General features: G+C 59.6%; 23 protein-coding genes. 16 read left to right on the plus strand and 7 right to left on the minus strand.

What is annotated here, in order from left to right; genetic code table 11:
* Positions 1 to 38 precede the first annotated feature (38 nt).
* Positions 39 to 1,280, plus strand: a complete 1,242-nt coding sequence (locus ACB040_RS10130) for a mechanosensitive ion channel family protein (protein ID WP_005335524.1) — start codon at positions 39 to 41, stop codon at positions 1,278 to 1,280.
* A gap of 187 nt (positions 1,281 to 1,467) precedes the next feature.
* On the plus strand, positions 1,468 to 2,394 hold the full coding sequence (locus ACB040_RS10135) for a L,D-transpeptidase family protein (RefSeq protein WP_005354531.1): 927 nt from the start codon (positions 1,468 to 1,470) through the stop codon (positions 2,392 to 2,394).
* 69 nt (positions 2,395 to 2,463) lie between these two features.
* Here the strand turns inward: ACB040_RS10135 and ACB040_RS10140 are convergent, their stop codons facing one another.
* Complete coding sequence (locus ACB040_RS10140) at positions 2,464 to 3,357, minus strand: VirK/YbjX family protein (protein ID WP_371154629.1); 894 nt, start codon at positions 3,355 to 3,357, stop codon at positions 2,464 to 2,466.
* A gap of 326 nt (positions 3,358 to 3,683) precedes the next feature.
* On the opposite strand from ACB040_RS10140, the gene putP reads away from it, so the two are divergent.
* From putP to rpoS, 10 genes are all read left to right on the plus strand, one after another.
* Positions 3,684 to 5,201: a sodium/proline symporter PutP gene (gene putP / locus ACB040_RS10145; protein WP_338772458.1), complete on the plus strand. Its 1,518-nt coding sequence runs from the start codon at positions 3,684 to 3,686 to the stop codon at positions 5,199 to 5,201.
* A 208-nt stretch (positions 5,202 to 5,409) separates the two neighbouring features.
* Positions 5,410 to 5,727 carry a cell division protein FtsB gene (gene ftsB, locus ACB040_RS10150; protein ID WP_005335520.1) on the plus strand — a complete coding sequence of 106 codons (318 nt, stop codon included), beginning with the start codon at positions 5,410 to 5,412 and terminating at the stop codon, positions 5,725 to 5,727.
* Positions 5,720 to 6,412 (plus strand): 2-C-methyl-D-erythritol 4-phosphate cytidylyltransferase, encoded by a 693-nt coding sequence (gene ispD, locus ACB040_RS10155; protein ID WP_371154632.1) that lies wholly within the window; start codon positions 5,720 to 5,722, stop codon positions 6,410 to 6,412. The genes ftsB and ispD overlap by 8 nt, the downstream gene beginning before the upstream one ends.
* A 146-nt stretch (positions 6,413 to 6,558) precedes the next feature.
* Positions 6,559 to 7,035, plus strand: a complete 477-nt coding sequence (gene ispF, locus ACB040_RS10160; protein ID WP_005335518.1) for a 2-C-methyl-D-erythritol 2,4-cyclodiphosphate synthase — start codon at positions 6,559 to 6,561, stop codon at positions 7,033 to 7,035.
* Complete coding sequence (gene truD, locus ACB040_RS10165) at positions 7,035 to 8,093, plus strand: tRNA pseudouridine(13) synthase TruD (protein ID WP_005354508.1); 1,059 nt, start codon at positions 7,035 to 7,037, stop codon at positions 8,091 to 8,093. The genes ispF and truD overlap by 1 nt, the downstream gene beginning before the upstream one ends.
* Positions 8,074 to 8,835, plus strand: coding sequence for a 5'/3'-nucleotidase SurE (gene surE, locus ACB040_RS10170; protein WP_005362779.1), 762 nt, complete (start codon positions 8,074 to 8,076; stop codon positions 8,833 to 8,835). The genes truD and surE overlap by 20 nt, the downstream gene beginning before the upstream one ends.
* Before the next feature lie 7 nt (positions 8,836 to 8,842).
* Positions 8,843 to 9,460, plus strand: coding sequence for a protein-L-isoaspartate(D-aspartate) O-methyltransferase (locus ACB040_RS10175; RefSeq protein ID WP_005335507.1), 618 nt, complete (start codon positions 8,843 to 8,845; stop codon positions 9,458 to 9,460).
* Positions 9,457 to 10,038, plus strand: a complete 582-nt coding sequence (locus tag ACB040_RS10180) for a YqaA family protein (RefSeq protein ID WP_005354505.1) — start codon at positions 9,457 to 9,459, stop codon at positions 10,036 to 10,038. Before ACB040_RS10175 ends, ACB040_RS10180 begins: the two co-directional genes overlap by 4 nt.
* A 9-nt stretch (positions 10,039 to 10,047) precedes the next feature.
* Positions 10,048 to 11,115, plus strand: coding sequence for a LysM peptidoglycan-binding domain-containing protein (locus ACB040_RS10185; RefSeq protein ID WP_005362774.1), 1,068 nt, complete (start codon positions 10,048 to 10,050; stop codon positions 11,113 to 11,115).
* A 45-nt stretch (positions 11,116 to 11,160) separates the two neighbouring features.
* Positions 11,161 to 12,144, plus strand: a complete 984-nt coding sequence (gene rpoS, locus ACB040_RS10190; protein WP_005335504.1) for an RNA polymerase sigma factor RpoS — start codon at positions 11,161 to 11,163, stop codon at positions 12,142 to 12,144.
* Between the two features lie 91 nt (positions 12,145 to 12,235).
* On the opposite strand, the gene ACB040_RS10195 is transcribed toward rpoS, so the two are convergent.
* A complete protein-coding gene (locus ACB040_RS10195) occupies positions 12,236 to 13,273 on the minus strand; it encodes an alkene reductase (protein WP_160881992.1) in 1,038 nt (345 codons plus the stop codon).
* Positions 13,274 to 13,472: 199 nt separating this feature from the next.
* Here ACB040_RS10195 and ACB040_RS10200 point away from each other — a divergent pair, with 199 nt between their 5' ends.
* Positions 13,473 to 14,039 (plus strand): TetR/AcrR family transcriptional regulator, encoded by a 567-nt coding sequence (locus ACB040_RS10200; protein WP_005335495.1) that lies wholly within the window; start codon positions 13,473 to 13,475, stop codon positions 14,037 to 14,039.
* Positions 14,040 to 14,101: 62 nt separating this feature from the next.
* Here ACB040_RS10200 and ACB040_RS10205 read toward each other — a convergent pair whose 3' ends face one another.
* Both ACB040_RS10205 and ACB040_RS10210 read right to left on the minus strand, forming a co-directional pair.
* A complete protein-coding gene (locus ACB040_RS10205; RefSeq protein ID WP_064341393.1) occupies positions 14,102 to 14,446 on the minus strand; it encodes an endonuclease domain-containing protein in 345 nt (114 codons plus the stop codon).
* A 485-nt stretch (positions 14,447 to 14,931) separates the two neighbouring features.
* Positions 14,932 to 15,885 (minus strand): LysR family transcriptional regulator, encoded by a 954-nt coding sequence (locus ACB040_RS10210; RefSeq protein WP_371154638.1) that lies wholly within the window; start codon positions 15,883 to 15,885, stop codon positions 14,932 to 14,934.
* Positions 15,886 to 16,039: 154 nt separating this feature from the next.
* Between ACB040_RS10210 and aguA the strand changes: the two genes are divergently transcribed.
* Together aguA and ACB040_RS10220 are read left to right on the plus strand one after the other, a co-directional pair.
* Positions 16,040 to 17,137 carry an agmatine deiminase gene (gene aguA / locus ACB040_RS10215; protein WP_115544938.1) on the plus strand — a complete coding sequence of 366 codons (1,098 nt, stop codon included), beginning with the start codon at positions 16,040 to 16,042 and terminating at the stop codon, positions 17,135 to 17,137.
* Positions 17,138 to 17,262: 125 nt separating this feature from the next.
* Positions 17,263 to 18,966, plus strand: a complete 1,704-nt coding sequence (locus tag ACB040_RS10220; RefSeq protein WP_371154641.1) for an amidase — start codon at positions 17,263 to 17,265, stop codon at positions 18,964 to 18,966.
* A 97-nt stretch (positions 18,967 to 19,063) separates the two neighbouring features.
* On the opposite strand, the gene ACB040_RS10225 is transcribed toward ACB040_RS10220, so the two are convergent.
* The 3 genes from ACB040_RS10225 to ACB040_RS10235 form a co-directional block, all read right to left on the minus strand.
* The gene (locus tag ACB040_RS10225; protein WP_371154643.1) at positions 19,064 to 19,525 is read right to left on the minus strand and encodes a CesT family type III secretion system chaperone; all 462 of its coding nucleotides are present in this window, start codon (positions 19,523 to 19,525) and stop codon (positions 19,064 to 19,066) included.
* A gap of 111 nt (positions 19,526 to 19,636) precedes the next feature.
* Complete coding sequence (locus tag ACB040_RS10230) at positions 19,637 to 20,539, minus strand: hypothetical protein (protein ID WP_371154645.1); 903 nt, start codon at positions 20,537 to 20,539, stop codon at positions 19,637 to 19,639.
* A 285-nt stretch (positions 20,540 to 20,824) separates the two neighbouring features.
* The gene (locus ACB040_RS10235) at positions 20,825 to 21,685 is read right to left on the minus strand and encodes a hypothetical protein (RefSeq protein WP_371154647.1); all 861 of its coding nucleotides are present in this window, start codon (positions 21,683 to 21,685) and stop codon (positions 20,825 to 20,827) included.
* Between the two features lie 334 nt (positions 21,686 to 22,019).
* Here ACB040_RS10235 and ACB040_RS10240 point away from each other — a divergent pair, with 334 nt between their 5' ends.
* Positions 22,020 to 22,784 (plus strand): CphA family subclass B2 metallo-beta-lactamase, encoded by a 765-nt coding sequence (locus ACB040_RS10240; RefSeq protein WP_371154649.1) that lies wholly within the window; start codon positions 22,020 to 22,022, stop codon positions 22,782 to 22,784.
* The last annotated feature ends 96 nt before the right edge of the window (positions 22,785 to 22,880 follow it).

The following is a 22,880-nucleotide window of genomic DNA, read 5'->3' on the forward strand; positions in this document are numbered from 1 at the left end:
TTTTGCAGCCAGCGGGCTGCCCGGTTCGGGAGAGAGCAATGAAAGAGGCGTTTTTTAACTGGTTGTCGGGCCTTGGGGTGGAAGTGACCAGCCTGATGGCGCTGGTGATCGCGCTGGGCTTTATCGTCATCACCTCGTTGCTGCTGCACATGGCGCTGCACCGGGTGCTGCTGGTCCGGCTGGTGGGGATCCTCGGCAAGGCCAAGCAGGTATGGCTGCCGCCCCAGCTGCAACAGCGCCTCTTCAACCGGCTCGCCTTCGTGCTGCAGGGGGCCGTGCTGCTCGGTCAGGCGGAGATCTGGCTGCCTCGTCAATCGGATAGCCTCAAGCTTATCGAAATGGTGGCCCAGCTCTGGATTTTGCTGTTCCTGCTGCTGGCCTTCTTCGCCCTGCTCGACTGTCTGTTGTCGGTGAGCCGTTACACCCGCCTTGGTCGGGATTTGCCCCTGCGCGGCATCTTCCAGGGGGCCAAACTGGTAGGCAGCATTCTGGTGGGCATCCTGATGATCGCCCTGCTGCTCGGCAAGTCGCCGCTGTTCCTGTTCAGCGGTCTGGGTGCCATGACCGCAGTGCTGATGCTGGTGTTCAAGGACCCTATCCTCGGGCTGGTGGCGGGGATCCAGCTCTCCGCCAACCGGATGCTGAGCGTCGGTGACTGGCTGCAGATGGACAAGTACGGCGCCGATGGTGAGGTGACCGACATCGGCCTCACCACGGTCAAGGTGTCGAACTGGGACAAGACCATCACCACCATTCCCACCTATGCCCTGATCTCCGATTCTTTCAAGAACTGGCAGGGGATGACCGAGTCGGGCGGCCGCCGCATCAAGCGTAGCGTCAATATCGACATGACCAGTGTGCGTTTTCTGACGGCCGAGGAGCAGTTGCAGCTCAAGCAAGCGCAACTGCTGGCTCCCTATCTGAGCCGCAAGGAGCAGGAGCTGAGCGCTTACAACCAGCAGCTGAGCGATGCCCTGAGCTGCCCCATCAACGGCCGTCACCTCACCAACCTCGGCACCCTGCGCGCCTATCTGGATGCCTACCTGCGTGCCCACCCCGGCATTCGCAAGGACATGACCCTGATGGTGCGCCAGCTGGCACCCACGTCAGACGGTTTGCCGCTGGAAATTTACTGCTTTACCGCGACCACCGCATGGGCCGATTACGAAGGGATCCAGGCCGATATTTTCGACCATATCTTCGCCATCATTGAGCAATTTCATCTGCGGTTGCATCAATCTCCCACAGGTTACGACATGCGTGCCTGGCAACGGGGATAGACAGGGAAATGGGGCGGGTCGAGGATGCGGAAAAAACCGCATATTAATCATCGACCCGTCGCCACTTGTCAGTTGAAATTTGCCGTGCAGAGGAGAAAAATGACGGCCTTCTCTTCGCGCCCCTGATCCCCTCTTGATCAGCTGCCAGCCCAGAGACGTCACTTCAAGTCATCATCATGGGAAAGTTATGAAGCTCCTTCGCAATAGTGTGGCAACACTCTGCTACAGCCTGCTGCTGACCGCTGCGCCGGTTTTCGCTGTTGAATATGCTCTGCCTGCGGCCAACAGCCGTCTGGTAGGGGAAAATCTGGAATACGTGGTTCCGGCCGAAGAGAACGGCCAGCCGCTGGAGGCCATTGCGGCCAAATTCCAGCTGGGGCTCACCAACATGACCGAAGCCAACCCCGATGCGGATCCCCTGCTGGTACAGACCGGCGAGAAGCTGGTGATCCCCCAGCAACTGATCCTGCCGGATGCACCCCGTGAAGGGATCGTGCTGAACGTGGCCGAGATGCGCCTCTACTACTACCCCAAGGGTAAAAAAGTGGTGGAAGTGCTGCCCATTGGCATCGGCCAGCTCGGCACCGATACTCCGGAAAACTGGGTGACCAGCGTGCAGCGCAAGAAAGCGGGCCCGACCTGGACCCCGACCGCCAAGATGCATGCCGAATATGCCGCCCGTGGCGAGAGCCTGCCTGCGGTATGGCCGGCTGGCCCGGACAACCCCATGGGTCTGTTTGCCCTCTACATCGGCAAGATGTACGCCATCCACGGCACCAACGCCAACTTCGGCATCGGCCTGCGGGTGAGCCACGGTTGCGTGCGTCTGCGCAACGACGACATCGCCTACCTGTTCAAGCAGGTACCGGTCGGTACCCGCGTCCAGTTCGTCAACCAGCCGATCAAGGCCTCTCTCGAGCCCAACGGTGTCCGCTATCTGGAAGTGCATCAGCCGCTGTCGCGCAGCGAAGAGGAGTTCAACTCCAAGCTGCCGGCACCGCTGCCGATGACCCCGGCGGTGACCCGCTTCATTGCCCATGCCGACAGCGACTCCCAACTGGTGAAGCAGGCACTGGAGCAGCGCAACGGCATGCCGATGGCGATCAACCGCTAACGGCAAATCCCCGTCACGACAAAGGGCGAACAGCATGCTGTTCGCCCTTTTTGTTTCTGCTAGGTTGACTCAGCTTCGCAGCAGATTTGTCTGCAGCTCGCTGCCGAGCTGATCGAGCAGCTGATAACGCGCCTTGTAGCTGGCCCGCTTGCGGGAGGGGATCTCCTCCAGCGTCTTGCGAGGCACCTCCAGCGGCAGGCTCATCCAGAGTTCATCCTGCACGCAGCCCTGATGCTCCAGCCACAAGCCGTCGAGGTCGAACTTGACCCGACCGGCGGTGCGCTTGCTGTTCTGATAGACGTGGCTTTGGGTGCGGATCCCGAGCAGGCGCTTGCACGCCAGCCCCCGGGCCAGCTCGGCAGCCATATAGACCAGCAGCGACATGGGGCGCAGCCCGCAGCACGCCTTGGTGACCTGCTTGATCTCCTCGCTCTGGCCCTTGCCGCCCTGCAGCGAGCAGATCTCGAGGGTCGGGTTCGGTGCGGGGCGCAGATTGAGGGCCATGTAATAGAGGGCCGCGTCACCCAGCTTGAGGGTCAGGCTCATCTCCCCCTCTTTGCCCATGTGGGTTTGGTAATCCAGTTGCAGGGTCAGCGGTGCCGTCAGCTTGTCGCTCTGCCACTGGGCCAGCAGCAGGCCGCGCCCGCTGTAGATTGCCAGTTGTTGCGCCTTGGGCAGCTGACGTGCCAGCTGCTGGTAGTGGCCGCTGATAAGCCCGGCTCGCAGGCGCTTGCGGAGCCCCTTGTGGCGATAGGGGTGGATCGGCTTTTCCAGAATATCGGGAAAGCGGCTGATCGCCTGCGCCAGCAGCGGTTGCTCCTGCTGCTGGCGATAGAGGGCGCGGGCGCCGGGATTGAGCCAGAGACGCCCCACATACTTGGCCCGTCGGATGAGATGACCCGACTCCTCCACCGGGTGAAGGCGGCGGGCGAGGGTTCGCAGGTGTGACAGATGAGATGACATGGTGCCGACCTCTGACTGGTGTAATGAGACAGGGCGGCGAGTGTAGGAGCGGGGCGCTGGCTTGTAAAAAAATGGATAGTAACAAAATGTGAAAACATAACGCTCAGTAGCGGCTGGCGCGGCGAGATGACCGTCACGGCCACGGCAGGAAATCTGGCGCCATCCTCTTGATGCGGCAGATGATTTGATGCGCAAAGGTTTTTATTGTGTTTTGTATTTGTTAAAAGTGGTTGAGCTGGCGCGAACGGCTGATTAAGCTAGGCCGGTTTTTTAGGGATGAGCCCGTCACCAGAGCGGGCAGAAAATGACACAAAACGGAGTTTTGCATGACAGCTAGCACACCCATGTTAATCACCTTCCTGGTGTATATCCTCGGAATGGTGTTGATCGGCTTCGTCGCCTATCGCGCCACCCGCAACTTTGATGACTACATTCTGGGCGGCCGCCGAATGGGGAGCTGGGTGACCGCTCTCTCTGCCGGCGCCTCCGACATGAGCGGCTGGCTGCTGATGGGCCTGCCCGGCGCCGTCTTCGTCAGCGGCATCTCCGAGAGCTGGATCGCCATCGGTCTGGTGATCGGCGCCTACCTCAACTGGCGCTGGGTAGCGGGTCGCCTGCGGGTACATACCGAGAAGAACCGCAACGCCCTGACCCTGCCGGACTACTTCACCTATCGCTTTGAAGATCACAGCAAGGTGCTGCGCATCCTCTCTGCGCTGGTGATCCTGCTGTTCTTCACCATCTATTGCGCCTCCGGCGTGGTAGCCGGTGCCCGCCTGTTCGAGAGCACCTTCGGCATGGATTACAACACCGCCCTCTGGGTCGGTGCCGCTGCCACCATCACCTACACCTTCTTCGGCGGCTTCCTCGCGGTGAGCTGGACCGACACGGTGCAGGCGACCCTGATGATCTTCGCCCTGCTCCTGACCCCGGTCTTCGTCATCATCGCCGTTGGCGGGATAGACAGCGCCATGATCGAGGTGGCCGCCAAGAGCGCCACCAACCTCGACATGTTCAAGAATCTGGATGTGATCGCCATCATCTCGTTGATGGCCTGGGGTCTTGGCTACTTCGGCCAGCCCCACATTCTGGCCCGTTTCATGGCGGCGGATTCCCACCACTCCATGGCCAATGCCCGCCGTATCAGCATGACCTGGATGGTGTTCTGCCTCGCTGGTGCGGTGGCCATCGGCTTCTTCGGGCTGGCCTACTTCGCCCGCTTCCCGGAAGTGGCGGCTGGAGTGACCGGCAACCCGGAGCGGGTCTTTATCGAGCTCTCCAAGATCCTGTTCAACCCCTGGATCGCCGGTGTGCTGCTCTCCGCCATTCTGGCGGCGGTGATGAGCACTCTAAGTTGTCAATTACTGGTCTGCTCCAGCGCCATTACCGAGGATCTCTACAAACCCTTCCTGCGCAAGAACGCCTCCCAGCGTGAGCTGGTGTGGGTGGGTCGCCTGATGGTGCTGCTGATCGCGGTGATTGCCATCGCCGTTGCCATGAATCCGGAAAACCGGGTGCTGGGGCTGGTGAGCTACGCCTGGGCCGGTTTCGGTGCCGCCTTCGGCCCCGTTGTGCTGCTCTCCGTGCTGTGGCCGCGAATGACCCGCAACGGCGCGCTGGCGGGCATGCTGGTCGGATCCATCACCGTCATCGTCTGGAAGCAGTTCGGCTGGCTGGGGCTGTATGAGATCATCCCGGGCTTCCTGTTCGCACTGCTGGCTATTGTGGTGGGCAGCCTGCTGGGTGAAGCGCCCTCAAAAGCGATGCTGGAGCGTTTCCGCGATGCCGAGGAGGAGTACAACACTCCGGCCGAAAGCGCGGGAGAGCCGGTCGTGGTGAACTGATCCCCCTTACCGCTTTCTGATTGAGAGCCCTGCCCCCGGACAAGGAGCGCCCAGGTTGGCCATCCTTGCACCGGTTTGGCGGGGCTTTGTGCTATCTGATTCACTCTTGGGCACTTTTTTATGTTCGGCCGGTGGCTCCCGGGTGCTCGCTTTCTTTTGTCTTGGCACCGAATATGGGACACTAGGCCGCCTGAAGGAGACCTAGTGCATGCGGCTATTCACCCTGATCCTGATCCTCCTGCTGGGGGGACTGCAATATGACCTCTGGCTGGGGAAGAACGGGCTATCCGATTATCAGAACCTGTCGGAGGCCATCTCGCAGCAACAGCGGGACAACCAGACTCTCAAGGATCGTAACGACCTCATTTACCGCGAGATAGATGATCTCACCTCTGGCCTCGAGGCCATCGAGGAGTTGTCGCGCAACGATCTGGGTTACATCAAGCAGGGGGAGACCTTCTACCGGATCATCCCCAAAGAGAAAGACAAAGAGACAGCGCCGGACGATGAGCCCTACGATGACTGATGCCAGCCGGGTATCCGGCCTGACGGCGATCGTCCCTGCCGCCGGTATCGGCAGCCGGATGGGGGCCGATTGCCCCAAGCAGTACCTGCAACTGGCGGGTAAAACCATTCTCGAACATACCCTGGAGCGGCTGCTCTCCCACCCGGCCATCGCCCAAGTGATCGTGGCGCTGGCGCCCCATGACCACTGGTTCGAGGCCCTGCCCGTGGCGGCCGACCCGCGCATTGTGCGGGTAGAGGGAGGCGCCGAGCGCGCCTTTTCCGTCCTCAATGGTCTCCATGTGGCGCAAGGGGAGTGGGTGCTGGTGCACGATGCGGCCCGTCCCTGCCTGACTCACGGCGATCTCGATGCGCTGATTGTCGCGGCCATGGGCTGTGGCGGCGCCATTCTCGGCAGTCGGGTGCGCGATACCATGAAGCGCTCCGATGGGGAGGGCAATATCATCGCTACCGTCGAGCGCGAGCAGCTCTGGCATGCCCTGACGCCGCAGATGTTCCCGACCCGTGCCCTGAAACGGGCGCTGGAGGAGGGGCTGCTGCTGGGCGCCACCATCACCGACGAGGCCTCCGCCATGGAGCGGGCCGGATTTACGGTGCGGATGGTGGAGGGGCGCGCCGACAATATCAAAGTGACCCGGCCGGAAGATTTGTCGCTGGCGGGGCTGTTTTTAAGCCAGCAGGCATAAGCCCCTCAGTCAGAACAGACCGTTCAGAGCAGAGTGTCTCGAACAAACAGGCCCGAACAAGGAGTTAGCATGATCCGGATTGGACATGGTGTGGACGTACACAAAATTGATGGGGTTGGTTTCAGCATGTTGGGAGGTTGCCGCTGATGATGCGCATTGGTCATGGTTTTGATGTTCATAAATTTGGTGGTGTTGGCCCCTGCATGCTGGGTGGCGTGCCGGTTCCCTACGAGCAGGGGCTGGTTGCCCACTCTGACGGCGATGTGGTGCTGCACGCGGTGAGCGATGCCCTGCTGGGGGCCATCGGTGCCGGTGACATCGGTCGCCACTTCCCCGATACCGCTGCCGAGTTCAAGGGGATCGACAGTCGCATCCTGCTGCGGGATGTCTTTGCCCGGGTACAGAAGGCGGGTTATGCCATCGGCAACCTGGATGTGACCATCATCGCCCAGGCCCCCAAAATGGCCCCCCATATCGACGCCATGTGCGCCGTGCTGGCCGCCGATCTGCAATGTGATTTGAACCGGGTGAACGTCAAGGCGACCACCACCGAACAGCTTGGGTTTACGGGGCGCAAGGAAGGGATCGCCACCGAAGCCGTCGTCCTACTGGTGAAACAATAATGCTGGAACAACTTGCCTATCTGCACGGGGCGCCCACCGCCCGCGGTATCCTCAAGGCCGAGGCCGCCGACTTCGTGGTCAATGAAGATCTCGGGTTTGAGCCTTGCGGTGAAGGGGAGCACATCTTTGTCCGGGTGCGCAAAACCGGCGAGAACACCGCCTGGGTGGCGGGTCTGCTGGCCGATGCGGCCGGGGTCAACCGCAATGCGGTGACCTGGGCGGGCCTGAAAGATCGTCACGCGGTGACCGAGCAGTGGTTTGGTATTCACCTGCCAGGCAAGGCCGAACCGGACTTGTCGGTTATCGAGAGCGACAGCATCCAGATCCTGCAAGCCAGGCGTCACAACCGCAAATTGCGGGTTGGCTACCTCAAGGGCAACCACTTCACCCTGCGTCTCACCGGTCTGGAACAGGCCGACGGGCTGGAGGCGCGCCTGCAGGCCATCGCCACTCAGGGCGTACCCAATTACTATGGTGAGCAGCGTTTTGGCCGCGATGGCAACAACCTGGAAGCGGCCAAGGCGATGTTTGCCGGCAAGCGGATCAAGGATCGCAACAAGCGCTCCCTCTACCTCTCTGCCGCCCGCAGCATGCTGTTCAACGCCATCGTCAGCGCCCGTATCGAACAGGGGCTGGCCCATCAGCTGCTGGCCGGTGATTGCGTGATGCTCAAGGGCAGCCACTCCATCTTCAGCGAAGAGAGCGTGACCCCCGAGCTGGAAGCGCGTCTTGCCTCCGGCGACGTGCAGCTCACCGCCCCCCAGTGGGGCCGTGGCCGCCTGGCCAGTCAGGGCGCCGCTGCCGAGTTCGAACAGGGCGTGCTGGCTCCTTACAGCGATTGGTGTGACGGGCTGGAGAAAGCCGGGTTGGATCAGGACAGGCGCCCCCTGCTGCTCAAGCCGGAGCAGATGAGCTGGCAGCTGGACGGCGAGGCGCTGACCCTCTCCTTCTTCCTGCCGGCGGGCGCGTTTGCCACCAGCGTGGTGCGCGAGTTAATGCAGGCCGAAGAGGCCGATCACGGTTTCAGGAATCAGACCGATGCGAATTCTGGTCAGTAATGATGATGGTGTGCATGCCGAGGGCATTCGTGCCCTCAGCGAGGCGCTGCGCGCCTGCGGCGAGGTCATTGTGGTGGCGCCGGATCGCAACCGCAGCGGCGCGAGTCACTCCCTGACGCTGGAAGTACCGCTGCGGGTTACCCGCATTGCAGAAAACGGCTTTAATGGGGGCGAGAGCTATGCGGTGAAGGGCACGCCGACCGACTGCGTGCATCTGGCGGTCAACGAGCTGGTGCGTCCTGAACCCGACATGGTGGTGGCCGGCATCAACCACGGTGCCAACCTGGGGGATGATGTCATCTACTCGGGCACGGTCGCCGCGGCCACCGAGGGGCGCCATCTTGGCTACCCCTCCATCGCCATCTCGCTGGTGGGCAAGACCCACTTCGCCACGGCGGCCCACTATGCGGCCCTGCTGGTGAAGGGGCTGATGAAACACCCCCTGCCTGCCGATCAGATCCTCAACGTCAACGTGCCGGACTTGCCCCTCGAGCAGATCAAGGGGATCAAGACCACCCGCCTTGGCAATCGCCACCGGGCGGAGTCGGTGATCTGCACCGAGGATCCCCGTGGCCAGCCCATCTACTGGATCGGCCCCCCCGGTAGCCAGCAGGATGCCGGTGAAGGCACCGATTTTGCTGCCATCGAGCAGGGCTATGTCTCGATTACCCCCCTGACCATCGATATGACTGCCTATGACAGTCTCGCCGGTCTGGGGGCCTGGTTAGATCTGCAGGGATGAGGGTGGTGTGATAGTACAGCGCCTGTTAAATCAGCTCATTGCGCAGGATATTCGCGATTTTCGCGTGCTGGCGACCATCGCGAAAGTGCCGCGCCAGCTGTTCGTGGACGAGGCCATGGCGCACAAGGCGTGGGACAACACCGCCCTGCCCATTGGCCACGGCCAGACCATTTCGCAGCCCTATATGGTGGCGCGAATGACCGAGTTGCTGATGCAAAACAATCCGGCCCATGTGCTGGAGATTGGCACTGGCTCGGGCTACCAGACGGCGATCCTCGCCCATCTGGTGGAGCATGTTTATACCGTGGAGCGGATCAAGTCGCTGCAGTTCCAGGCCAGACGCCGACTGCGCCAGCTCGATCTGCACAATGTCTCGGCCAAGCACGGCAACGGCTGGCTGGGGTGGCCCAACAAGGGGCCTTATGACGCCATTCTGGTGACGGCCGCGGCGAGCGAGATCCCGACGGCACTGACCGATCAGCTGGCCGAAGGGGGTCGACTGGTGTTGCCCGTGGGTGACAGCCAGCAGACCCTGCAACTGATCGAGCGATCCGGATCCCAGCTGACCAGCCGTATTCTGGAGCCGGTACGTTTTGTTCCCCTGATTGACGGAGATGTTGAGTGAAGTTGTTTTCCCGTTTGTACGTACTGGTGATGCAGTGGGCTCGCCACAAGCATGCCCCCTGGTATCTCTCCATCACCGCTTTCATCGAGTCGGTATTCTGGCCGATCCCGGTGGACGTGATGCTGGCACCGATGGCGCTCGCCAAGCCCCACAAGGCGTGGCACTACGCCACGCTGGCTACTGTCTTCTCTGTGCTGGGTGCCCTGTTTGGCTATGCCCTTGGCTATGCCCTGTGGGATCCGGTCGTGCTGCCACTGGTGGAGTCTGTGGGCTATCAGGACAAGATCGAGATTGCTCGCAACTGGTTTGAGCAGTGGGGGATCTGGGTCATTTTCATTGCCAGCTTCACCCCTATCCCCTACAAGGTGTTTACCGTGACGGCAGGGTTGTTGCAAATGGCTCTGCTGCCCTTCATCATCACCTCCCTCATCGGTCGTGGCATGCGCTTTTTCCTGGTGGCGGGCCTGATGCGCTGGGGTGGCGAGAAGATGGAACGCAAACTGATGCACTATGTTGATGTGCTCGGTTGGCTCTGTATTGGTCTGGCCGTGGTGGCCTATTTCTGGTTTAGTCGTTAAGGATCCATTATGCGTTCGCGTATTTGGCAAGGAAGCAGTGTCGTGGTGTTGTCATGGCTGCTGCTTGCCTGCTCCTCCAGTAAAAATGCAGCTCCGGTAGATGGTGTTGATGAGGGGCAGTTTGTCTCGACCATTCCGGCTCGCCAAAGCGGTGCCCAGGTCAGCGCCCCCATTCAGGGCGGCAGCTATGTGGTGAAACGGGGCGATACTCTCTACTCCATCGCCTTCAACTCCGGCAACGATGTGCCGTCGCTGGCCAGCCTCAACAACATCAGCCCGCCCTACAACATCTATCCGGGGCAGCGACTGCGACTCGATGGTTCCAGCGCCAGTGTTGGCAGCAGCCGCAGTGCCGGTACCTATGAGGTGCGCCGCGGCGATACCCTGAGCAGCATTGGCCGCCAGTTCGGCATGACGCCGCAGGCGCTGGCCCAGAGCAACAACCTGAGCGCCCCCTATGCGCTGCAACCGGGTCAGGTACTCAATGTCCAGACCGCAGGCGGTTCGACCCAGATGGTGGCTGCGACTCGTCCGGCAACCGTGACGCCGGTGGCCGTGAGCCGTCCGAGCAGCGGTCCGCGTCCGTTGGCCGAGCCGAGTGGATCTGGTCAGACCACGCCGTTCATCTCTCAGAAATCCGTTGCTCCGGCAGCACCGAAGGAATACGCTCAGGTCAAAGAACAAAAAACAAACAACTCCCAGTCGAGACTTGCTTGGCACTGGCCCGCAAAAGGCCGGATTGTCGAGGGGTTCTCTGTTGCAGAACAGGGTAACAAGGGGATCGACATAGCCGGCCAGAAGGGGCAACCCGTCTACGCCGCCAGCAGCGGTAAAGTGGTATACGCTGGCAGTGCTTTAAGGGGGTACGGCAAGCTGATTATCCTCAAGCATGATGATGACTATCTCTCCGCTTACGCACACAACGACGAGTTGCGGGTGAAGGAAGGGGACAGCGTCAAGGGGGGCTCGGTCATTGCCAACATGGGTAGCACGGACGCGCCGGATGTGCGATTGCATTTCGAGATCCGGTACAGAGGCAAGTCGATCAATCCGATGAGCTATTTGCCAAAGCGTTAACCCCAGAGAGACCGTCTTACTCTGGTAACGTCAGGGAGACACACCATGAGCCAAGAACAACTGGTAATGCAGGATGCAGAGTTAGAGTTTGACGCTGAACCCGAATCTCATGAAGTAGAAGAGTTGCAGGAGGTAGCCGCCGAGGCGGACGAGACTATCTCCGATGAGTTGCTGGCACCGGAACTGAACAAGGTGATGGATGCCACGCAACTCTATCTGGGGGAGATAGGTTTCTCCCCGCTGCTCACTGCCGAAGAGGAAGTCTACTACGCCCGTCGTGCCTTGCGGGGTGACAAAGCCGCCCGCAAGCGCATGATCGAGTCCAACCTGCGACTGGTGGTGAAAATCGCCCGTCGTTACAACAACCGCGGCCTGGTGCTGCTGGATCTCATCGAAGAGGGCAACCTCGGTCTTATCCGCGCGGTCGAGAAGTTTGACCCCGAGCGCGGCTTCCGTTTCTCTACCTATGCCACCTGGTGGATCCGCCAGACCATCGAGCGGGCCATCATGAACCAGACCCGCACTATCCGTCTGCCCATTCATGTGGTCAAAGAGTTAAACGTTTACCTGCGCACCGCGCGCGAACTCTCTCACCGTCTCGATCATGAACCGACCGCCGAGGATATCGCCTTCGCGCTGGATCGTTCGGTGGATGATGTGAACCGCATGCTCAAGCTCAACGAGAAGATCACCTCGGTGGACACCCCCATAGGCGGCGATCGCGACAAGGCGCTGCTGGATGTGCTCTCCGACGAGCGCGGCATGGGGCCTGAGCTGGAGTCACAGGAAGATGATATGCGCAGCAGCATTGTCCACTGGCTGGAGGAGCTCAACCCCAAGCAGCGGGAAGTGTTGGCCCGTCGTTTTGGTCTGTTGGGTTATGAGCCGGCTACCCTCGAGGATGTGGGGGCCGAGATTGGTCTGACTCGCGAGCGGGTACGCCAGATCCAGGTGGAGGGGCTGCGTCGTCTGCGGGAGATCCTGTTGAGTCAGGGGCTCTCCATCGAGGCGCTATTTCGTACCAATTAATCATCCGCACCAGCTGATCAGCCAGATAGCACGAGGGGAGCAACAGCTCCCCTCGTTTTTTATTGCCTGTTGTCTGGCGATGGCTTCGTGGTTATACCAGCTCAGCCAGCATAGTGTCGGCGTAGGGCACCAGCGCTTCTCCCTTCTTCACCTTGGTGAGGTAGTCCGGGTTGGCGATAAGCGGACGACCGATAGCCACCAGATCGAAGCGGTTAGCCTCGATGGCCGCAGCGGCGCGCTCGGCGTCGTAGTTGCCCACCCCGACCAGATTGCCCTTGTAGTGGGCGCGCAGATAGTCGGAGGCGCGGCCACCCAGATAATCGAAGGTGAGGTTGTCATCAAAGATGCCGAGGTGGATATAGGCCAGCGGGCGATCGTTGAGCTTGCCCAGCAGATAGTCGAACACGGCGCGATCTTCCGGGCTGCCCGCCAGATGGACATAGGCACCCGGGGAGAGGCGAATACCAACCCGATCACCGCCGATGCGGGCGCTGATGGCATCGACCACTTCCAGCGCGAAGCGGCTCATCTTTTCCGGGCTGCCGCCGTAGTTGTCGGTGCGCAGGTTGGTGGAGTGGTGCAGGAACTGGTCGATCAGGTAGCCGTTGGCGCCGTGGATCTCCACCCCGTCAAAGCCCGCCTCGATGGCGTTGGCTGCGGCTTGGGCGTAATCCAGCACCAGCTGGGCGATTTCGGCCTCGGTCAGGGCGCGTGGCACCTGATAGGTCAGCTCGCGCATGCGGGGCACTGTGCCCTCGTGCGCCACGGCAGAGGGGGCCAACACTTCAGCCTGATGGAAGAAGGGGTGGGAGAGGCGACCGACGTGCCACAGCTGGGCGAAGATCTTGCCGCCCTTGGCGTGCACGGCGCTGGTGACTTTCTTCCAGCCATCGATCTGCGCCTGGGTGAAGAGGCCCGGGGTATTGGGGTAACCCTGCGCGTCGGGGCGGATGATGACGGCCTCGGAAACAATCAGGCCGATGTCGGCGCGGCGGCCGTAATAGGCAGCCATCTGCTCGGTCGGCACCAGACCTGGGCCTGCCATGCAGCGGGTGAGTGGGGCCATCATGAAACGGTTGGCCAGGGTCAGAGTGTCATTGAGTCGATACGGCTGAAACAGGGTATTCATGATAGGTTGTCCTGAACGGGTTATTCTTGAACGTGCATTCAAGACGTTTTTTGCGTCAGGTGCAAGCTTTTTTTGAATGCGCGTTCAAGAAGGTTGGCCCGAGCGGGCGGCTGGGGTAAACTTGCCGCCCTTTCCAGCCACTCTTTATCGGCGGGCCCTGTTGCCCCTTGCCGGTGAACCATTTCCCACGGGAGGAACCATGCGCATAGCCGAGTTTGATCGGGACGAGGTGCTACGAAATGCCATGGAAGCGTTTCGCGCCAAGGGATATGCCAAGACCACCATGCAGGAGCTGGTGGCTGCCACCGGCCTGCACCCGGGCAGCATTTACGGCGCCTTTGGTAACAAGCGAGGCCTGCTGCTGGCTGCGGTGGATCACTATGTCGAGGGCAAACGCACCCTGCGCCGCTCCCTGCTCGACAACCCGAGCCCGCTGGCGGGCCTTGCGGCCTATCTCGACCGGATTGTGGGGGAGGCGCTCTGCGGCTCCTGTCTGGTGACCCGCACCATGATGGAGCTGAGCGAGCAGGATGAGGAGCTGACCCAGCGGGTCAAGGGGATCTATGGCGAGCTGGAGCAGGATCTGGCCGAGTTGCTGACACAGGCGCAGGCCAAGGGCGAGCTGGCGCCGGATAGCAATATCCACACCCTCACCGCCCTGCTGCTGATCAACCTGCAAGGGCTGGTCACCTTCGCCCAGTGCCGCCCCGATCGCCCCCTGCTCGACGACGTAGTCGCCCAGCTGATGCGGGCCCTGCGGGCGTAAAAATAGTCAGTGGATTGGGTGTCCCCTTCTCCGTTTTTGCTTTTTGAATTGAGGAGAAGGGGTCAATCGGATTGGTGTAATGAGAGCAGGATAAAATCCAGCGCGGAGTTGAGCCTGCCCAGTACATCGTTATTCCACACTCGTATCACCCGAAATCCCTGCTGATTGAGATAGGCTGTCCGAGCCTCATCATGCATCTGGTTCGCTAGTGTTCCATGTTGCGAACCATCCACTTCGATGATCAATCCCTGTTCAAGGCAGATGAAGTCCACCACATAGGGGCCGATGGGCATTTGGCGGCGAAATTTCAGCCCCGCCAGACGGCGATTGCGCAACTGTTGCCACAGTTTCTGCTCTGCCTGTGTGGCATCTCGTCTCAGTCGCTTGGCAACACGGTTGCTCTCCATTACTTGCTCCCACTCTGTATCGCCTTATAGATATAGCCAGCTTCCCATCTGTTTACCGGTTGGGTATTGCGTCCCCTCACCCTAGCCCTCTCCCAATGGGAGAGGGAAAAGATCGAGTTGTGGTTGGGATTGGGCTGATCATCACTGTGTTCATTGCCGGATTCGAGCAGGGGAAGCTGGATTGGGTGATAGCAGATGGCGATAACTTTTCGAATGTATTGGGAATCGCCTAGCTGGCAGACTAGCTGAATGGTTGTCAGCGATGCTGCAAGTGGTAGCGTAACTGCTCCCTTCTCCCCTTGCGGGAGAAGGGCTGGGGATGAGGGGGAAGGCGCCGCCCTCACCCTAACCCTCTCCCAGAGGGAGAGGGAACTGATCGAGGTTCTGTGTGGGCATCGTGGTCGGCCAACAAGCTCCTTCATCAAATCTTTCAGCCACATCAATGCTGGTGGGCATGGCGATGGGGTATGCCAGACGCCGCGGTCTTACCTCGGCCCCACCAGATCTTTCATCAAATCTTTCAGCCATACCAGCGCCGGTTGCTGCGCGTGCACGGGGTGCCAGACGCAGTTTAAGTGGTAATCCGGCACGTCTTCGGGTAGCGGCAGGCTTTTCAGCGGCCAGTGGGTGGCGAGCAGCTCGGCCACCATGCTGGGCAGCACCAAAAGGTGATCGCTCTGGCTGACGATGGCGGCGGCGGACATGTAACTCTGACTGTTGACCGAGATGGTGCGGCTAAAGCCCTGACTCTTCAGATAGCGGTCGAGGCTCGCCTCCGAGGTACCGAGCGGCGAGTGGAACACGTGGGGCATAGCGATCAGCTGCTGCAGGGTGATGCGCTCCTGCCACTGGGAGGGGTCATCCTCGGCGCCGGTGGGTGCCGATTTGGCAATCGGCAGATCGGCGCGCACCAGTCCGGCCAGCGGTTCGGTGAGCCAGGTCTCCTTGCCGAGATACCCCGGTACCTGCATGTATTCGTCAAAGCCCAGCACCAAATCGATCTCGCCGCTCGCCAGCTCGGCTTCGGGCAGGGTGTCGCGCAGGATGCGGATCTCGATGGTGACCCCCGGCGCCAGCCCTCTGAGCCGCTGGATCAGCGGCGGGATCAGCACGCACTCCACGTAATCTGTGGTGCAGAGCACGAAGCGCCGCTTCGACTGGCTCGGCTCGAACTCTTCTTCCTCGGTGAGCTGCTGCTCCAGCAGCCGAAGCGCCTGCTGCACCCCGAGATGCAGCCGCTGGGCGCGCGGGGTCGGCAGCATCCCCTGCGGGGTGCGCACCAAAAGCGGGTCGCCGAGAAAGGTGCGCAGCCGGTTAAGGGAGTGGCTCATGGCGGGCTGGCTGATAAAGAGCGCTTCGGCGGCGCGGGTGACGCTCCCTTGCGTCATCAGGGCGTCAAACGCGAGCAGCAGATTGAGGTCGAGCTGGTGCAGTTTCATGGGGGGATTATTCGCCGTGTTTATGGGACAATCCATCCTATTCATTTGATGGATGGGGCGCAACGTCTTAATCTGCGACCCACTCTTATTTTTCCGGGTTCCCGCGCCGCATCGGGCGTAAACGGGGGCCTTAATCCATGCAAGGAGCCTTGCGATGAGCATCAAGACCATTAACTCCACGCCGGCCGCCGACGGCTTCACCATGCCCGCCGAGTGGGCGCACCAGCAGGCCGTCTGGATGATCTGGCCGTTTCGCCCGGACAACTGGCGCGTAGCCGGTCGTTTCGCGCAAGAGACCTTCGCCAAGGTGGCCGATGCTATCGGCGGTGCCACCCCTGTCTTTATGGGGGTACCGGCCCAGTTTATGGAGCAGGCCCGCGCCATCATGCCCGCTCACGTCACTCTGGTCGAGATGAACAGCGATGACTGCTGGGCTCGCGATACCGGCCCGACCATCGTCACCAACGCTGCCGGCGAGTGCCGTGGGGTGGACTGGGGCTTCAACGCCTGGGGCGGTCACAAGGGCGGCCTCTACTACCCGTGGAATCAGGATGAAGAGGTCGCTGCCCAGATGCTGGCCCAGCACGGCATGGCTCGCTACGACGCGCCGCTGATTCTGGAAGGGGGCTCCATCCACGTCGATGGCGAAGGTACCTGCCTGACCACCGCCGAGTGCCTGCTCAACGAAAACCGCAACCCGCACCTGACCAAAGAGCAGATCGAAGCTTACTTACGCGACTATCTCGGCGTCACCAGCTTTATCTGGCTGGACGAAGGCGTCTACATGGACGAAACCGACGGCCACATCGACAACATGTGCTGCTTCGTGCGTCCGGGTGAAGTGGCCCTGCACTGGACTGACGATCAGAACGATCCCCAGTACGCCCGCTCCGTGGCCGCCCTCAAGGTGCTGGAAGCGGCGGTCGATGCCAAGGGTCGCAAGCTGAAAGTGTGGAAGCTGCCCCAGCCGGGCCCGCTGTTCTGCACTGAAGAGGAGTCTGCCGGTGTCGAGAGCGGTACCGGTGTGCCGCGCGAGGCAGAAGGCCGTCTGGCCGGTTCCTACGTGAATTTCCTCATCACCAACGATCGCATCGTCTATCCGCTGCTGGATGCCGCCACCGATGGCGAAGCCCAGCGCATTCTGGAAGAGATCTTCCCGGATCACACCGTGGTCGGCGTACCGGCTCGCGAGATCCTGCTGGGCGGTGGCAATATTCACTGCATTACTCAGCAGATCCCCTCCGGCAAATAAGAACCGGTTCCGGTGAGTATTCAAAACCCCACGCCGTGGGGTTTTCTCTCTTGATGGTGTGATGGTCGCCGGCGCTGATGCGGCGATCATCATGACAAACAGTCACCCTTTTACAGGAGATCCCCATGATCGAAGTGACCGAGGTTTCCATTGCCGAGCTGCGTGCCGCGCTCGAATCAGGCCGCACCACTGCGGTCGAACTGGTCAAGGCCTATCTGGCCCGTATCGAGGCCTACAACGGCCCCGAGACTGCCACCAAACTCAATGCCGTGGTGGTCGCTAATCCCGATGCGCTGAAAGAAGCCGAGGCTTCCGATGCCCGCCGTGCCCGTGGCGAGATCCTGGGGCCGCTCGACGGCATCCCCTACACCGCCAAAGACAGCTATCTGGTCAAGGGGCTGACTGCCGCCTCCGGCAGCCCGGCTTTCAAGGATCTGGTGGCCCAGCGCGATGCCTTTACCGTTGAGCGCCTGCGCGCCGCCGGTGCCATCTGCCTTGGCAAAACCAATATGCCGCCGATGGCCAATGGCGGTATGCAGCGCGGCGTCTATGGCCGTGCCGAGAGCCCCTACAACGCCGACTACCTGACTGCGCCGTTTGCCTCCGGCTCCTCCAACGGGGCCGGTACCGCCACCGCCGCCAGCTTCTCCGCCTTTGGTCTGGCCGAAGAGACCTGGTCGAGCGGCCGTGGCCCTGCCTCCAACAACGGCCTGTGCGCCTACACCCCGTCCCGTGGCGTCATCTCGGTGCGCGGCAACTGGCCGCTGACTCCGACCATGGATGTGGTGGTGCCCTATGCCCGCACCATGAATGATCTGCTGGAAGTGCTCGACGTGGTAGTGGCTGACGATGCCGATACCCGTGGCGATCTGTGGCGCATGCAGCCCTGGGTGCAGCTGCCCAAGGCCTCCGAAGTGCGTCCGGCCTCCTATCTGGATCTGGCTGCCAAGCCTGATGCCCTCAAGGGCAAGCGCCTCGGCGTGCCGCGCATGTTTATCAACAAGGATGAACTGGCCGGCACCAGCGAAAACCCCGGTATCGGCGGCCCAACCGGTCAGCGCATTCATACCCGCGACTCCGTGATTGCCCTCTGGGAAGAAGCCCGTCAGGCGCTGGAAGCCGCTGGCGCCGAAGTCATCGAAGTGGACTTCCCGCTGGTCTCCAACTGCGAAGGGGACAGACCCGGCGCGCCGACCGTGTTCAATCGCGGCATCGTGAGCCCGGAGTTTCTCAACGACGAGCTGTGGGAGCTCTCCGGCTGGGCGTTCGACGACTTCCTGCGCGCCAACGGCGATCCCAAGCTAAACAAGCTGGCCGATGTCGATGGGCCGAAGATCTTCCCCCACGATCCGGGCACCCTGCCGAACCGCGAGGGTGATCTGGCGGCGGGCATGGACGAGTACGTCAATATGGCCAAGCGTGGCCTGAAATCCTGGGACGAGATCGCCACAGTGCCGGACGGCCTGCGTGGTCTGGAGAAGACCCGCAAGCTGGATCTGGAAGACTGGATGGACGGGCTCAAGCTCGACGCCGTGCTGTTCCCCACCGTCGCCGACGTCGCCCCGGCTGATGCGGATGTGAATCCGGCCTCCGCCGATATCGCCTGGAGCAACGGCATCTGGGTTGCCAACGGCAACCTCGCCATTCGCCACCTCGGCGTGCCGACCGTCACCGTCCCCATGGGGGTGATGGCCGATATCGGTATGCCGGTGGGCCTGACCTTCGCCGGTCGCGCCTATGACGACAACAACCTGCTGCGCTTCGCCTCGGCCTTCGAGTCCACCGGCAGCAAGCGTATGGTGCCGCCGCGCACGCCGCCGTTGGTTTGATTGCCACAGCTGGCCTGATTGTTGTTAGATCAGAGACAAAGAGAGAGGGAGGCATCATGCCTCCCTCTTTTTTTCGTCCATGTTCCGGCTTTGGCCATCACACCCGGATGTTCTGGCCCGCACCCATTTCGCTTTTTGTCACAGGCGGGGTCTGCTCATCTTGGGACAAGCTGGCCTCCCACTCGTGGGCCTTCTCCAGCAGATCGGCGAGGCTCTCCCTGATCTGCTGCGGACGATAGCTCCCCAGCGCTATCCGGGAGAAAAACGATACCCGCTCGGTGCCCGGATAGATGCCGACCCCGTAGCCATGGCGCAAGGGGGCGAGGGCATGCTCGCCAAAGCGCAGGAACAATTCGCGAGACAGGCGCTCGGGAAGATCGCTCGCCGTGGTCACCGAGAGCACCAGTGCCATCTCGTCGGGTTGAGCCACGATATTGACCACAAAGGGGGCGCTCGCTTCCTCTGCTGCTCGCTGGATCTCGAACGTGCAGATGCCGTTTTCATCGAAGGCCAGCGGCTCGACCGACAGCTCGGCCACGATTTTCTGATAGATATCCAACACAACACTCCAGTCCGGTTGCCCGGTCGTCTTCGAAGGGGCAGGGCACGATCACCAAGAGACGGCCCGCCACCGAGCGGGCCGGGCCGTCATCCATATTCATGGCAAGGGTTACACCTTGATATTGAGTGCTCGGCCCTCTTCCAGCTCGAACATCCGGACATCGCTCACCGGATTGTCGTTAAAGCGCACGCTTTTCTTCATCTTGGCGGCGACGTTCTCCCCGTCCGATGAGCCAGTGCGCTCTTCGACCAGCGGTGAGGTTTCGTTGGCGCGGGTGTTTGCCTTGGTCAGGGCGTCCAGCTCGGCGTTGGCTCTTTGCTCAAACAGCTGGACGAAGCTGCGATTGAACTCGGCATTGACCTTGGCGTTGAACGCCTCCGATTCATGGCCCAGCGTATTCAACGCCGAACTGAGTGCCTCACCCGAGAGTGATTCGTGCAGGGAGATCGTCCGCTCGATCACCCGACTGCTCAGCATGCTGAAGATGGCATCTTTACCGTTGATAAAGCGGGAGAAGTGCTGCTGCACAAAGCTCAGAGAGTCCTTATCCAGCGTCTCCAGACCGAGGCGCTTCTTGTTGGCATCAGTGATGTCGGCCATGGTCGCCGTTTTGGGGTCGCTACCCGACTTCAGATATTGGGCCTCGTTCTTGAACTCGCTGACGGGTTGGTTAAAGGCTTGCTGTACAATCTTCTTGATCTGGCCAAGTTCGGTCAGCTGCCGCTGCACCTCGGACTGAATTTGAGTGGCCCGGGTGGTGAGCGCACTCTCCCCCTTGGTGGTGGCGCGACTAAAGAAGTCGACCACCGCATTTTTGATGCGGCCCAGCGTGCTTAAATGGGCCAGGTCCCGTCGTACGGAGACATCCCCACTCTTGCCGATATGAATGGTGTACTCCTTGCCTTCACCCAGATGAAGGGCAAGCTTCTGATTGCTGCCGGGATTGACGCTGGCGAGCTGCAGGCTGTCAATAGCCTTCAACATCACCGGGGTAGCTCCATGAATAGCCATGACCTTGGTTCCTTATCTCACTAACAAGCGATACATCTGGCCTGCATCATACCCGTCAGTGAAAACGCGGTTTATTAGCCATGGTTGCACTATTTTAGTTTGGGGTTGGTCTGTGCTGGCGTGTGTGAGATGAGGACTGCCTCTGCATCGAGTCCATCGGCAGTCGGCGTATGTTGTCGCCGTTAGGGACTAACTAGCTGGGGTTAGTTTGGAGATAAAGAAGCCACCCGCTTGATGCAGGTGGTTTATATTCCTAGTTATTCTCAGCAATATTCCTAAATGAGCTCATTTTTGGGGGGGGGTATTTTTGTCAGCGATGTCTTCGGTGCTAACCATATTGGGTGTCGAATTTAATGCTTCTGAACGAGCAAATTGATAAACTTTAGTCCCAAATACAAGGATTATGAAAATAATAAAAAAGCCAAAAAATATATAGCCAAGTAGTTTTTCAATGAATTTTGATATGGCATCAAATTTGTTTGGGAATGCCTTAGATATGACAGCCTTAAAGACATAAATTGCACCAATAATGGCTGCAATAGCCAAAATGCCTATAAAAACCCAAAGTACAATTTTCCCTATACTTAAAAATATATTGTCTTTAGTTAAATCATCTATTGTATAGAACTTGTTGACTCCGGCTATGTCGCCACTTATTCTTGCTAACGCTTTTTGAGTTGAGGCATAAATAACCTGGACTTTAAATCCATCATTGTGCTCTAGTATAGAGAAATTTAAATTGAGGCTGTTTGCTTGTTTTTCATATTTAGCTTTTATGATATTTGGTCGAGTGGCCTCATTAATATACACCTCAACTATTCTAACGTTTTTGTCATAAGATATATTTATTGGTGATAATATATCCTCACTCTTTATAATATCCTTTCCTTTGTTCCAAATTTCAAATTCTTGGAGAAAAACTCCATTTGTTACTTTAAGACCAGTGCTATCATCAACCAATGCGAATCTATTGTTTTGACTGAAATTTGGCGAAAATATTTGAGTGTTTGTCCTTTCAATAAAAACGGGTTCTTTTGCCTTTATACTAATTGCATAAAAATAATAGGATGATATTATCCCAAGCAAACCAATTATTAGGCTTACTGCATTGAATTTGTTTTCCTTTATCCAGACTCTAATGCTCATCAAATCATCCGCCAAAAGTAGTTTATGTAATAAATTTTGGGTAACTTATTAATACCCAACTTTACTTTAGTTTACACCTGAACAGGTCTTGTATGAAGCCTTTGTTTTAACTGTATTTTTAGATTGAAGTAAGATGCTGTAGGGGATAATTGTGAATAGCGAAGCGTATTCGGACGTTCGCGAATTTGAGGTCGCTGCTGTTTTTCCCTGACTTCACTCAGACTTCACACAACCTCATTTTCCCCTCACAAATCCCCCGTATCTTCTGCTCACTGCTTAAAAGGCCCGGCTTGCCACAGGGGTGGCGAGGGGGCGGTTGGTTCGAGGGAGCAAGATGATGAAAGGTTGGATGAAGTGCGGGTTGGCCGGGGCCGTGGTGCTGATGGCGAGTTTCTGGGGTGGCAGCGTGCGGGCGGCGGGGATCTCCCTTAAGCAGGTGAGCGGCCCTGTTTACGTGGTTGAAGATAACTACTACGTAAAGGAAAACTCCATGGTCTATTTCGGGGCCAAGGGGGTGACGGTGGTGGGGGCGACCTGGACGCCGGATACCGCTCGCGAGCTGCACAAGCTGATAAAAAGAGTCAGCAGCAAGCCGGTGCTGGAGGTGATCAACACCAACTACCACACCGATCGGGCGGGTGGTAACGCCTACTGGAAGTCCATCGGCGCCAAGGTGGTGGCGACCCGCCAGACCCGGGATTTGATGAAGAGCGACTGGGCCGAGATTGTCGCCTTTACCCGCAAGGGGCTGCCGGAGTACCCGGATCTGCCGCTGGTGCTGCCGAACGTGGTGCACGATGGCGACTTCAAGCTGCAAGATGGCAAGGTGCGTGCCTTCTATGCGGGCCCGGCCCACACGCCGGACGGTATCTTTGTCTACTTCCCCGACGAGCAGGTGCTCTATGGCAACTGCATCCTCAAGGAGAAGCTGGGCAACCTGAGCTTTGCCAATGTGAAGGCCTATCCGCAGACCATCGAGCGGCTCAAAGCGATGAAGCTGCCGATCAAGACGGTGATTGGCGGTCACGACTCGCCGCTGCACGGCCCCGAGTTGATTGATCACTACGAGGCGCTTATCAAGGCGGCGCCGCAGTCATAGCCGCTGCGTGGCAGACAGACTGCAAGCCCTGCCATCGCTGCAATCAGCAGCCATAACGGCACACCACAAAAGGCCCGCTTTCAGGAAATAAGCGGG

This window comes from Aeromonas sp. S11(2024), from assembly GCF_041402345.1.
Taxonomy (GTDB): Bacteria; Pseudomonadota; Gammaproteobacteria; order Enterobacterales; family Aeromonadaceae; genus Aeromonas; species Aeromonas veronii.

Excerpts from the sequence above, each read along its gene's own strand:
- ACB040_RS10130 (WP_005335524.1), top strand. The coding sequence starts at position 39 with ATGAAAGAGGCGTTTTTTAACTGGTTGTCGGGCCTTGGGGTGGAAGTG.
- ACB040_RS10135 (WP_005354531.1), top strand. The coding sequence starts at position 1,468 with ATGAAGCTCCTTCGCAATAGTGTGGCAACACTCTGCTACAGCCTGCTG.
- ACB040_RS10140 (WP_371154629.1), bottom strand. The coding sequence starts at position 3,357 with ATGTCATCTCATCTGTCACACCTGCGAACCCTCGCCCGCCGCCTTCAC.
- putP (WP_338772458.1), top strand. The coding sequence starts at position 3,684 with ATGACAGCTAGCACACCCATGTTAATCACCTTCCTGGTGTATATCCTC.
- ftsB (WP_005335520.1), top strand. The coding sequence starts at position 5,410 with ATGCGGCTATTCACCCTGATCCTGATCCTCCTGCTGGGGGGACTGCAA.
- ispD (WP_371154632.1), top strand. The coding sequence starts at position 5,720 with ATGACTGATGCCAGCCGGGTATCCGGCCTGACGGCGATCGTCCCTGCC.
- ispF (WP_005335518.1), top strand. The coding sequence starts at position 6,559 with ATGATGCGCATTGGTCATGGTTTTGATGTTCATAAATTTGGTGGTGTT.
- truD (WP_005354508.1), top strand. The coding sequence starts at position 7,035 with ATGCTGGAACAACTTGCCTATCTGCACGGGGCGCCCACCGCCCGCGGT.
- surE (WP_005362779.1), top strand. The coding sequence starts at position 8,074 with ATGCGAATTCTGGTCAGTAATGATGATGGTGTGCATGCCGAGGGCATT.
- ACB040_RS10185 (WP_005362774.1), top strand. The coding sequence starts at position 10,048 with ATGCGTTCGCGTATTTGGCAAGGAAGCAGTGTCGTGGTGTTGTCATGG.
- rpoS (WP_005335504.1), top strand. The coding sequence starts at position 11,161 with ATGAGCCAAGAACAACTGGTAATGCAGGATGCAGAGTTAGAGTTTGAC.
- ACB040_RS10195 (WP_160881992.1), bottom strand. The coding sequence starts at position 13,273 with ATGAATACCCTGTTTCAGCCGTATCGACTCAATGACACTCTGACCCTG.
- ACB040_RS10200 (WP_005335495.1), top strand. The coding sequence starts at position 13,473 with ATGCGCATAGCCGAGTTTGATCGGGACGAGGTGCTACGAAATGCCATG.
- ACB040_RS10205 (WP_064341393.1), bottom strand. The coding sequence starts at position 14,446 with ATGGAGAGCAACCGTGTTGCCAAGCGACTGAGACGAGATGCCACACAG.
- ACB040_RS10210 (WP_371154638.1), bottom strand. The coding sequence starts at position 15,885 with ATGAAACTGCACCAGCTCGACCTCAATCTGCTGCTCGCGTTTGACGCC.
- aguA (WP_115544938.1), top strand. The coding sequence starts at position 16,040 with ATGAGCATCAAGACCATTAACTCCACGCCGGCCGCCGACGGCTTCACC.
- ACB040_RS10220 (WP_371154641.1), top strand. The coding sequence starts at position 17,263 with ATGATCGAAGTGACCGAGGTTTCCATTGCCGAGCTGCGTGCCGCGCTC.
- ACB040_RS10230 (WP_371154645.1), bottom strand. The coding sequence starts at position 20,539 with ATGGCTATTCATGGAGCTACCCCGGTGATGTTGAAGGCTATTGACAGC.
- ACB040_RS10235 (WP_371154647.1), bottom strand. The coding sequence starts at position 21,685 with ATGAGCATTAGAGTCTGGATAAAGGAAAACAAATTCAATGCAGTAAGC.
- ACB040_RS10240 (WP_371154649.1), top strand. The coding sequence starts at position 22,020 with ATGATGAAAGGTTGGATGAAGTGCGGGTTGGCCGGGGCCGTGGTGCTG.